The following is a 10372-nucleotide window of genomic DNA, read 5'->3' as shown; positions in this document are numbered from 1 at the left end:
TCATAATACGAATCCTAAAGTATAAAGGAGGAGAAACATCAAATATTATTTACTATGAAAAATTTAAAAAAAATTTCAAGAGAATCTTTAAAATCTGTAAAAGGAGGAATTACTCCGGAATGTGCACAATGGTGGGGCTCAGGGCAGCCATATTATACAAGTCAGACTGCCTGTCTTCAATCTCCAAATTATGACCCTGATATTAATTTGGGTTGTCATAATGCTTGTGGACGTTGGTACATACAATAAAGATACCCCTTTGGTAGCCTAAGGTCGGAAGATTTTTCTTCCGGCTTTTTTATTTATTCCTGTCATTTAAAAATCTTCTGGATTACATTTCCAATCTCCACAAAATCCCCATGGTTCCCTACTGAACGTATCTCCGGGCTGTTTTCATCAAATTCTGAAAATGGGAAGATCAACAGATAATTATTATCATTTAAATATTTGTTCAGCAATTCCGGGATAAGTCTCATCCGAGGAATATAGGACTTCATGCCGCGTTTGGCCATCAGGACAATCAGTGCTTCATCTTCTTTCAATTTAGCCGCTGTTTTTTCGCCGTCCTGCCAGGTACTCATAATGATAAACTCTGCTTCTATATTGGCTTTTTTAACAATCTTCTGAAGAATATCCAGAATATTTTCCGGAGCATAAAAAACTACATTGGCACCGGAATTTCTGGCAATATTCCATACCCTCAGAAGCGCATGGAAAAATCCTGCTTCCTTATGGGCATTCTCCGGGACCATCACTGCATATTTCTTTATCGTGGATAGTGGCTGTGCGGCATGATATACCAGTACATTCACATCATCATTCTGAAGATAACCGCTGTAAAGGTTGTACACAAAAGAGGGGGAAAAGCCTTTCTCATCCTCCAGACCGATAATAAGATCGGTAATATTCTGCTCCTTAATGACATTTTTAACCCCATTGATCACATCATTGTCATACCTTTTAAGAGACTGCATTTTAACGTCAGCGGCTGCTGCTGCATCGGCTGCCTGATGGAGAAGTTTTTCAGCATTTTTCACTGAAGATTCATTTTTATCCTCATTAATCACATTCAAAGCGAACAGGTTTTCTGTATTAGAATGGGCCTTGATTAAAATACCCAGATTCACCATTCTCTCCACGGTTTCCTCATGGTTAATAGCCAGAAGGATATTTTCCTCTTCATGGCTGTTGCCGGAAACTGTATCTTCATTGTCACTTTCTGCAATTTTTTGGGCACTGGCCATTGAAATAAATGAAGAGATGGTACAGGAAATAAGGATCAGAAGAATACTTCCGTTCAGTACATGCTCATTTAGTAATCTTACCGGTTCGCCGGTCTCAGTTTCAGAAAGAATAATATTGTATCCCACCATTACGGAGGCTAATGTTGCTGCTGCAGAAGCGGAGCTCAGTCCGAAAATAAGCTTTCCTTCATCCTTGGACAGCCGGAATGTCTTTTGGGTCATTACCGCTGAGATATACTTTCCTCCGATGGATGCAACGAGCATGATTCCTGCTACTTCCAGTGTTTCCCAACTTTTAAAGAAAACTTTAAAGTCGATCAGCATTCCTACACTGATCAGGAAGAATGGAATGAAGATCGCATTTCCTACAAATTCTACTCTGTTCATTAAAGATGAGGTATGCGGAATCAGCCTGTTTAGAGCAAGTCCGGCAAAGAACGCGCCGATAATAGCTTCCACCCCGGCAAGTTCAGCAAGCATTGCTGCCAGATAAATCATCACAAGGACAAAAATATACTGTGAAATCTTATCATCTACCTTTTTGAAGAACCATCGTCCTATCATAGGGAATACAATCAAAACAATGAGAGCAAAAACGATAAAGGAAACGGAGAGTTTAACCCAAAACTCCGTACCTACATCACCCTGCGACATTCCTACAATCACGGCAAGCACCAAAAGCGCCAGAATATCAGTAATCATGGTTCCGCCGACTGTAATATTTACCGCTTTATTTTTGGCAATTCCCAATTTGCTGACCAATGGGTAGGCGATCAGTGTGTGTGAAGAAAAAAGGCTTGCAAAAAGAATGGAAGTCAGTATAGAGAAATGCAACAGATAGTAACCGCCCAGATAACCCAGAACGAACGGAACGGTAAATGTGTAGATTCCAAAAGTAAGGCTTTTCCATTTATTTTTTTTAAAATCACCCATATCAATTTCTAGTCCTGCAAGAAACATGATATAAAGAAGGCCTGTAGTTCCCGTTACAACAATGCTGCTGTCTCTTGCCAGCACATTAAAACCGTTTGGTCCTATTACAGCTCCTGCAATGATAAGGCCCAGCAGGTGCGGAACTTTAATTTTATTCAGAAGCAGGGGAGCGGCAAGGATGATAACCAATACCAACAGGAATTTTAGAACCGGATCTTCTATAGGAAAACTCAGATTATGTATACTCAGTAAAATCATAGGTGTTTTTATTTTGTGGAACGTACTAATTCGACGGAAAATTTGGCTGTACAGCCATTGTCGGCAATAATAGTTCTTGTGCCTTTCAGTTTGGTATCCGAAATATCGTTAAGCAGGACATTCATTTCTACTTTCTTTTGAGAAGTGGAATCTGTCCTGAAATTAAGCTTAATCTCATTATGCTCAAACTTTCCGGAATAAACCCTTACCAGGTTATTGTTATTGATGATTTTTGCCGACAGATGAATAGAGTCACTGTCGAATTCCCAGGTATCCGTACGCTGATCACCCACTACATAGTCACTGCAGTTAGATTCTGTACAGATGACTTTTCCGGTCCATAGTCCTGAGATTTCTTCCGGCCATAAAGCGATCCTAACGGAATCTTTTTTTGCAAAAATACTGTCCCTCATTTTTAAAAGAGACTGATATTCAGATTCTTTTTGAGCGAATGTTTTTTCTTTTTCGAGCAACTGTTTTTCCCTTTCTGTCAGATTTTTTTCTTTTTCCTTATAATCACAGCTGATCAGTAAAAATGAGCCGGCAAGAAGGATGAAAAATGTGTTTTTAAGCATATTGTCAGTGTTGGTGTAAACAATATAAGGAAAAATAAGGAAAATATAAAATCTCCCTGCCCCTATCCGCTCAAATTCGGGAAAAATTACGCCGTTGAAATCAATAGTTTTGACTTCAACGAATTGGAATATCCACCCACCGGAAGGTCTAATTTCATTATTATTATTATTATTATTATTCTATTTTTTGTTTTTTGAACATTTGTGGATTATAATTAATGATGAATACACCAAGGATGATCAGTATGGCTGCAATGATAAATTTGACGCTGATTTCCTCATTAAGAATCAGCCAGCTTAAAAATATAGAGATAAGGGTATTGATGTAGGCAAGTATCGATATCTGCACCGGCGAAATCTTTGTTAAAGCATAATGAAAAGCAAAAAATGCTGCTACAGAGCCAAAAACGGCCAGATAAAGCATAGCAGATATGCTTTTTAAGCTCCAGTTCTCAAAATTATAATTTTCTGAAAGCAGAAATGCAAAAATAATCTGTACGATCCCGGCAAACAGAAACTGGTAAAACAGATTCAGAAAAATATTGCCACTCTGGATATTCATTTTTTTCGTAAAGATTGTTCCTGAAGCCCAGCCTGCAATGGCAATAAACAGAAACAGGATCCCTAAGGCATAGTCCGGATTTTTGAGATCATGAATACCATCCCAAAATATGAAAACAATCCCACTGAAAGACAGGATGATACCGATAAAAGCCCTTGCATGGAACTTCTGAAGTCCAAATGCCAGGCTTCCCAGAAAAACGAGAATGGGGGAGCAGGCACTGATCAGGGATGTAAGGCTGCTGGTAACCTCTTCTTCCGCTACCGTCGTCATTCCGTTTGCAATAATCAGCATTAATGACGAAAAAATAAGCTGGTATTTCAGCTTTTCCCAACCAATCCATTTAAATTCTTTCCTGTACAGAAGAATCAGAAACATAATAATAGCGGCCAGAAACTGACGTATCCCGGCGACAAACCATGCGGGAATGGTCTCGACTGCTACCCTGATCGACAAAAAGGTAGTTCCCCATACAATGGCAACGGTCAGTACTGCAAAAGTAAGTTTATAGTCTTTCAATGTAGAAATTAAATAGGCCAAGCAAATATACAGGTTATGAAATTAAGCGGATGGGTACAGTTGCTGTGTTTTTTGAAGGCTCAGAAGAACAGGTAAAATATGTAACAATAAAAAAGAGTACACTTTTAATGTACTCTTTTGGCTTTTAAGGTTGGAATCCTCCGCATGTGTCAAAAGGAACACATTGCCATTTGCCGTTTCTAAAGCAAAGCTGGAATGAGCAGGCCTCCATACCTCCTAAAACTTTTTTTAGTTCTTCTTTTTTAAGCTTTTTTAAATTTTTCATTTTGAATAAATTTTATGTTGGTTAGTGAAACAAATATTGTAAAAAAATGATAACAGTGAATCAAGATTAACACAGTTTAACTTTTTTTGATTTATAAAGCGAAATCTTTTTATCTTTTTTAGACTGGAAGGCAGGAAGAAATGTATACTTCAAAAAAGGTTATATTTTTTTATCTTTGACGATCTAATAAAAATTGAGATGGTAGGAATTATAATGGGCAGCCAGAGCGATCTGCCGATCATGGAACAGGCTGCAAGTTTTTTGAAAAGCCTTGATATTCCATACGAACTGACGGTAGTTTCGGCACACAGAACACCGGAAAGAATGTTTGATTATGCAAAAACAGCAAAAGAGAGAGGCCTTAAAGTGATCATTGCAGGAGCAGGAGGGGCAGCACACCTTCCGGGAATGGTAGCCAGCTGTACTACTTTACCCGTGATAGGAGTTCCGATTCTATCGAGCAATTCTATTGACGGCTGGGATTCCGTATTGTCTATCCTTCAGATGCCTGGAGGAATTCCTGTAGCAACGGTAGCTTTAAACGGAGCTTTGAATGCAGGAATATTAGCAGTGAAAATCTTAGGAAGTGCGGATGAAGCGATTGCTGAAAACCTTCAAAAATATCAGGATTCTTTAAAAGACAAAGTATTGGGAACGGTGGATGATATCAAAGCCATTCACCCGAATCATTTTGATCTTTAATAGCACATACACCAATACAAAATCGCCCTATCAGAAGATAAGGCGATTTTTGTTTTATTTCCTGATAAATTTAAAAGACCGGATTTTTTCTTTTGAAATAAGCTGCAGCATATAATTTCCCGGTAGTAAAGATTCTACATTGATGCTATCTCCTTTTATATGGTCTTTCATTAATATTCTGCCTGATGTATCCAGAATTATATAAGAAATGATTTCCGACATATTCCTGATAAAAATGCTATGATGCACGGGGTTGGGATAGATAGATCCGCTTTCTTCCAAATGTGAGTCTGAAACAGATAATACACGGCAATCTCCAGGCAGATCATAAGTGAAAATCCAGCCTTTGGCAATCAGGATATTTCTTTTATCAATAATATCCGGAGAATAGGAAAGGGGCTGCAGCGGGCCCAGATTAATATTATTTGCTGTATTGATATTTATGGCCCATCCGGAAAGGGTTTTGCTGTAATTTGTACAGTTAATCCCCGAATTATAAAAAGCCGTGTGCGCATCGGTAAGAAATGGAAGATTCCAGTTTTCCAGACTTTGATTAAAATGAACCGCTCCTGTAAACATCGTACTGATAGTAGTCACTTTGCTGGTATTCCATGAATCAAGAGGTTGGTTGAATGCGGTACAGCCATGAAACATATGGGAAATATCAGTGGCGTTGGAGATATTCCAATTGTTGAGCGGCTGATTAAAATTGGGGTTGAAATGGAAAAGGAAGGTCATATTGGTCACATTCGAAGTGTTCCAGTTGTTCAAGGGCTGATTAAAATTAAGTGTTTCAGCGAACATATACTGCATATTTGTAACATTTGATGTATTCCAGTTATTCAGATTCTGATTAAATTTTTTGTTATTGTAAAACATGTAACTGAAATTCCCGGCAGATGAAGTATCCCAAGAACCTATAGGTGCATCAAAATTATCCTGTGATAAAAAAGGAGGACAGGCGAACATATATTCAAAATTTATTATGGACGATGTATTCCAGGTGTCCATTGATGGGTTTCCCGCAAACTGTCTGATATTGTAAAACATATAGGATGCATCAGTAACCAGGGAAAGATCAGGTGCGTCGGATGCAGTCAGCTGGAGAGAAGGGCAGTTTGCAAATGCACTCTTCATAGATGTCCATTGGATATTTCCCCATTGAACTATTTCCATAATCTTATCAATATTTCCGTAATTAGTCCATGAGTTGCCTATGTTGCTGCTGAATTGAATCTGTTTGAAAAGACCGTTTCCGTTGCTTGCTTTTACTTTATAAGTGGCATTGGCAGGAATGGGGTTCAGAGGAGCTCCGAACTGAATCAGTACCTGTTTGTTCGAATTGACATTCACCATTGTACCATTATGCTGGGGGTAGTTTACTTCTTCCCAAGTAATGGTGTAGTTTTCACCAATTCCGGGAAACCATATTTCATTAACCCCTGCCTGCACAGGAGCATCTATAGTGACGGAGTTTAGTGGTTGGAGGTTGGGCTTCCAGATTGTAATAAATTCATCCTGGGCCTTGATAGGTTGAAATAATAATATTATTGAAATAAATAATAGAATTTTATTAATCATATATTAGTTTTTTGGAAATAAATATATGTAAATTAATAAAATTCTGCAAATGGTGGAAAATCTATTCCTGTATTCTCATTATATTGCTTTTAATAAAAAAACGCTTCAATATTTGAAGCGTTTTTTTATTATTCCTGGATCATATTGTCCCGTGTATTTTTCTGGACGGAGATGGCTCCGAAAAGGGCGAGGAGAAATGCAAATGCATAAAATCCTTTTTCACTTGGAAGTATGGTGGCATTCCAAAGCCCAACTGCCAACAGCACGATGGAAGAAAGGGTGGCAAACCAGCAGATCCCATAATAGATATCCGTTACCGGGATATTTTCCAAACGGTCACGGACGGCTTTCTGCAGAGAAACTACGGCAAATAGCCCGTAAAGAAGTATGGTAAAATAATATCCTTTTTCATTCAGCAGCATTTCTGCTCTGGCAAGACCTACGATGAAGCCTATCATTCCTGCTCCCAATGCTACCCAAGATGCGGCTACAAACGCGTTTGATACCCTTTGTTTTTTCATTAATTAAATGTTTTTGTTTTAGGGGCTAAATATATTCATTTTTTCTAAACTTAACAGTCGTTGTACCCAAAATATGGGTAAAATACGGATACGGCAGTAATTGGGATTCCATTAGCCCCGATAGAAGCGGTTACCCCACAGCAGTGAGGCTTAAGTCTGGCGCGAGGAGTACAAGCGGATAGCGGGAATAGCTTCAAAAAAGAAAAACTCTCCTAATGGAAAGTTTTCTGTAACCGTTACTGTGTAATATATTCGTAATTGTATTGCACGTAATTGTTTCCATTGGCTTCTTTTCCAACCACCTGAATGGGCAGTTGAGCGTTGTTGTACTGTATGGTATAGGTAATATTCTGATTTTGGGTCCAGCTTCCGTCACTGTTTCTGTAGCTTATTTTTTCTGCTGTATAATTGTTTTTGCTTAAAGAATAGGCTCTTTCCATCATAATTCTCATGTACTTGTTTGTATTGGTGAACGGACTTAATTTATCATCATACGACAACTCTCTTTTATAAGCAGAGCTTATTGTTCCTCCGATGGTGGAAGTTTCCACGGAAATGTTGTCTCCGTTATAAGCATATGTGGAAGTACTGGGATTGGAGCAGTCTTCTGACTGGCAAAGGGTGGAAGATACGAGTTTACCGTTTGAATTATATGTATAAGTGCTTTTTCTGTTGAAATCCGGGTTCGTATAGATCGCTTTGATATCAACTAATTGATCGCCATTATAATTAAATACAGCATAATACTCTAAAGTCTGAGTGGCTGTGTAGTAATTTACCTTTGTCGGTTTTCCGTTGCTATACTCGAAAACGGAAGATCTCCCTCCGGACAGCATTTTTATGAGCTCTCCCTGGCTGTTGTATTCGAATGTAGATACAGTGGTTTCAGGATTGGAAGGATTGTCGTAGTAAATGGTAGTGACTTTACTTAATAACAATTTTTTTTCTGAAGGATCATTTGTAATTTCGTTATCATCGCTGCTGCAGCTTGTAAAAATTGTCGCTGAGCCCATTAACCCCAGAAATAAATATTTTTTCATTCTCTTTTTTATTTTTCAAAAATAAGGAATACTTGTTAGGTTTGAAAATATAGTAAACAAAAAAATCCCACTATATTGAATAATGGGATTGTATATAGATTAAAATAAATCTTAGTATCTGTAGTACTCAGGCTTGAATGGCCCTTTTACATCTACACCGATATATTCAGCTTGCTCTGGAGAAAGAGTTTCCAGTTCAACGCTTAATTTTTTAAGGTGTAAAGCAGCTACTTTTTCATCTAAATGCTTAGGAAGCATATACACTTCGTTTTTGTAAGCAGCAGAATTGTTCCAAAGTTCGATCTGAGCCAAAGTCTGGTTAGAGAAAGAGTTAGACATTACAAAACTTGGGTGTCCTGTTGCACAACCAAGGTTTACCAACCTACCTTCAGCAAGAATGATTACTTCTTTCCCGCCTTCTAAGGTGTAGATGTCTACCTGAGGTTTAACTTCAGATTTTGTCTGACCGTAGTTTTTGTTTAACCAGGCCATATCGATTTCATTGTCGAAGTGACCGATGTTACAAACGATCGCTTTATCTTTCATTTTAAGGAAATGTTCTCCTCTTACAATATTGAAGTTACCTGTAGTAGTGATGATGATATCTGCATTGTCTACAACTGTATCCAGTCTTTTTACTTCATAACCGTCCATGGCAGCCTGAAGTGCACAGATTGGGTCAATTTCAGTAACCGTCACGATAGAACCAGCTCCTCTGAAAGAGGCAGCAGTACCTTTACCAACATCTCCGTATCCGCAAACTACCACTCTTTTCCCGGCAAGCATAACGTCTGTAGCTCTTCTTACAGCATCTACTGCAGATTCTTTACATCCGTATTTGTTGTCGAATTTAGATTTAGTTACCGAATCGTTTACGTTGATAGCAGGCATTACTAAAGTTCCATTCTTCATTCTTTCATAAAGTCTGTGTACACCTGTCGTGGTTTCTTCAGAAAGTCCTTTGATATCTTTTGTGAATTCAGGGTATCTATCGAAAACCATGTTCGTTAAATCTCCACCATCATCCAAAATCATATTCAATGGTTTTCTGTCTTCACCGAAGAATAAAGTCTGCTCAATACACCAGTCAAATTCCTCTTCGTTCAGACCTTTCCAGGCATAAACCGGAATTCCTGCAGCAGCAATAGCCGCAGCAGCGTGATCCTGTGTAGAGAAAATATTACAAGAAGACCAGGTAACTTCAGCTCCTAAAGCCACCAATGTCTCGATAAGAACAGCTGTCTGGATCGTCATGTGAAGACATCCGGCAATTCTTGCACCTTTTAAGGGTTGAGATGGTCCGTATTCTTCACGGATAGACATCAAACCTGGCATTTCTGCTTCGGCAAGGGTAATTTCTTTTCTTCCCCATTCTGCTAGGGATATGTCCTTCACTTTGTAAGGAACGTATTGTGTTGTAGTACTCATATGTAATGAATAAGTTTAAATTCAATTGATAACGAACTGCAAAATTACAATTAATAATTAAGATAAAAAAACGGGAGAAGGGGTTAGAGTTTATGAGATTATACATGATTTAATATTATTTAGTCTTAATATAAATAACTATTTTTGTTCAGATAAATTTTATACTATGAACCATACGAATATCCAGGGAGAGGCTAACAGAAAAGCAAAGCCGGTTGCTCCAAAAGTAAAGGAACTGATAGAACGTACCAAAAGTGTGATTTTGGCCACGGTAGATGCGGAAGGAACTCCTAATTCCAGCTATGCACCCTTTGTACAGGTAGGAAACACGTTATATGTTCTGGTATCTTTTATGGCAAGACATACTAAAAATCTTGCGGACGGAAGAAAAACCTCAGTGATGTTTATTGAAGACGAATCTGCAACCAAGCAGATCTATGCCCGTGAACGTCTCACCATCGAGGCATCAGCTTCCCAGATAGAAAGAGATTCTGAAACCTGGAACACTGTTGTTACTAAGCTTAAAGAAAATCACGGAAAAGTGGTTGAAGTTATTTCAGAAATGGGAGATTTTATTCTTATTGCCCTGCAGCCTGTAAAGGGTTCTTATGTGAACGGATTTGGAAGCGCTTATTTTGTAGATGAGAATCTTGAAATTCTTGAGCATAGAAATGATGTGAACCATCAGCCGAAATAAATAGATAAGAATGGGAGAGGGGAGAT

The 10372-nt window shown here is 38.4% G+C and carries 11 protein-coding genes; 3 read left to right on the top strand and 8 right to left on the bottom strand.

The window, feature by feature from the left end; translation table 11 throughout:
• Positions 1-54: 54 nt before the first annotated feature.
• Complete coding sequence (locus DRF61_RS22750) at positions 55-249, top strand: bacteriocin-like protein (protein WP_146897209.1); 195 nt, start codon at positions 55-57, stop codon at positions 247-249.
• Between the two features lie 62 nt (positions 250-311).
• On the opposite strand, the gene DRF61_RS20765 is transcribed toward DRF61_RS22750, so the two are convergent.
• The 4 genes from DRF61_RS20765 to DRF61_RS22745 form a co-directional block, all read right to left on the bottom strand.
• Positions 312-2435 (bottom strand): cation:proton antiporter, encoded by a 2124-nt coding sequence (locus DRF61_RS20765; RefSeq protein ID WP_111960679.1) that lies wholly within the window; start codon positions 2433-2435, stop codon positions 312-314.
• Between the two features lie 8 nt (positions 2436-2443).
• Positions 2444-3010 (bottom strand): hypothetical protein, encoded by a 567-nt coding sequence (locus tag DRF61_RS20760; protein ID WP_111960677.1) that lies wholly within the window; start codon positions 3008-3010, stop codon positions 2444-2446.
• 175 nt (positions 3011-3185) lie between these two features.
• Positions 3186-4091, bottom strand: a complete 906-nt coding sequence (locus DRF61_RS20755; RefSeq protein ID WP_111960675.1) for a DMT family transporter — start codon at positions 4089-4091, stop codon at positions 3186-3188.
• 145 nt (positions 4092-4236) lie between these two features.
• Complete coding sequence (locus DRF61_RS22745) at positions 4237-4377, bottom strand: bacteriocin-like protein (RefSeq protein ID WP_157963416.1); 141 nt, start codon at positions 4375-4377, stop codon at positions 4237-4239.
• A gap of 198 nt (positions 4378-4575) precedes the next feature.
• Here DRF61_RS22745 and purE point away from each other — a divergent pair, with 198 nt between their 5' ends.
• On the top strand, positions 4576-5079 hold the full coding sequence (purE, locus tag DRF61_RS20750) for a 5-(carboxyamino)imidazole ribonucleotide mutase (RefSeq protein WP_111960673.1): 504 nt from the start codon (positions 4576-4578) through the stop codon (positions 5077-5079).
• A gap of 54 nt (positions 5080-5133) precedes the next feature.
• On the opposite strand, the gene DRF61_RS20745 is transcribed toward purE, so the two are convergent.
• The 4 genes from DRF61_RS20745 to ahcY form a co-directional block, all read right to left on the bottom strand.
• Positions 5134-6660, bottom strand: coding sequence for a BspA family leucine-rich repeat surface protein (locus tag DRF61_RS20745; protein ID WP_111960671.1), 1527 nt, complete (start codon positions 6658-6660; stop codon positions 5134-5136).
• A gap of 128 nt (positions 6661-6788) precedes the next feature.
• Positions 6789-7181, bottom strand: a complete 393-nt coding sequence (gene yiaA, locus DRF61_RS20740) for an inner membrane protein YiaA (protein WP_111960669.1) — start codon at positions 7179-7181, stop codon at positions 6789-6791.
• 236 nt (positions 7182-7417) lie between these two features.
• Positions 7418-8221 carry a hypothetical protein gene (locus DRF61_RS20735; protein WP_111960667.1) on the bottom strand — a complete coding sequence of 268 codons (804 nt, stop codon included), beginning with the start codon at positions 8219-8221 and terminating at the stop codon, positions 7418-7420.
• A 111-nt stretch (positions 8222-8332) separates the two neighbouring features.
• Positions 8333-9649, bottom strand: a complete 1317-nt coding sequence (ahcY, locus tag DRF61_RS20730) for an adenosylhomocysteinase (RefSeq protein ID WP_111960665.1) — start codon at positions 9647-9649, stop codon at positions 8333-8335.
• A 166-nt stretch (positions 9650-9815) separates the two neighbouring features.
• Between ahcY and DRF61_RS20725 the strand changes: the two genes are divergently transcribed.
• Positions 9816-10346 (top strand): HugZ family pyridoxamine 5'-phosphate oxidase, encoded by a 531-nt coding sequence (locus DRF61_RS20725; protein ID WP_111960663.1) that lies wholly within the window; start codon positions 9816-9818, stop codon positions 10344-10346.
• Positions 10347-10372: the final 26 nt, after the last annotated feature.

The sequence above is a fragment of the Chryseobacterium lathyri genome (genome assembly GCF_003290185.1).
GTDB lineage: Bacteria > Bacteroidota > Bacteroidia > Flavobacteriales > Weeksellaceae > Chryseobacterium > Chryseobacterium lathyri.
The sequence above is the reverse complement of the archived record's forward strand: the minus strand, read 5'-3'. Positions and strand labels throughout refer to the sequence as shown.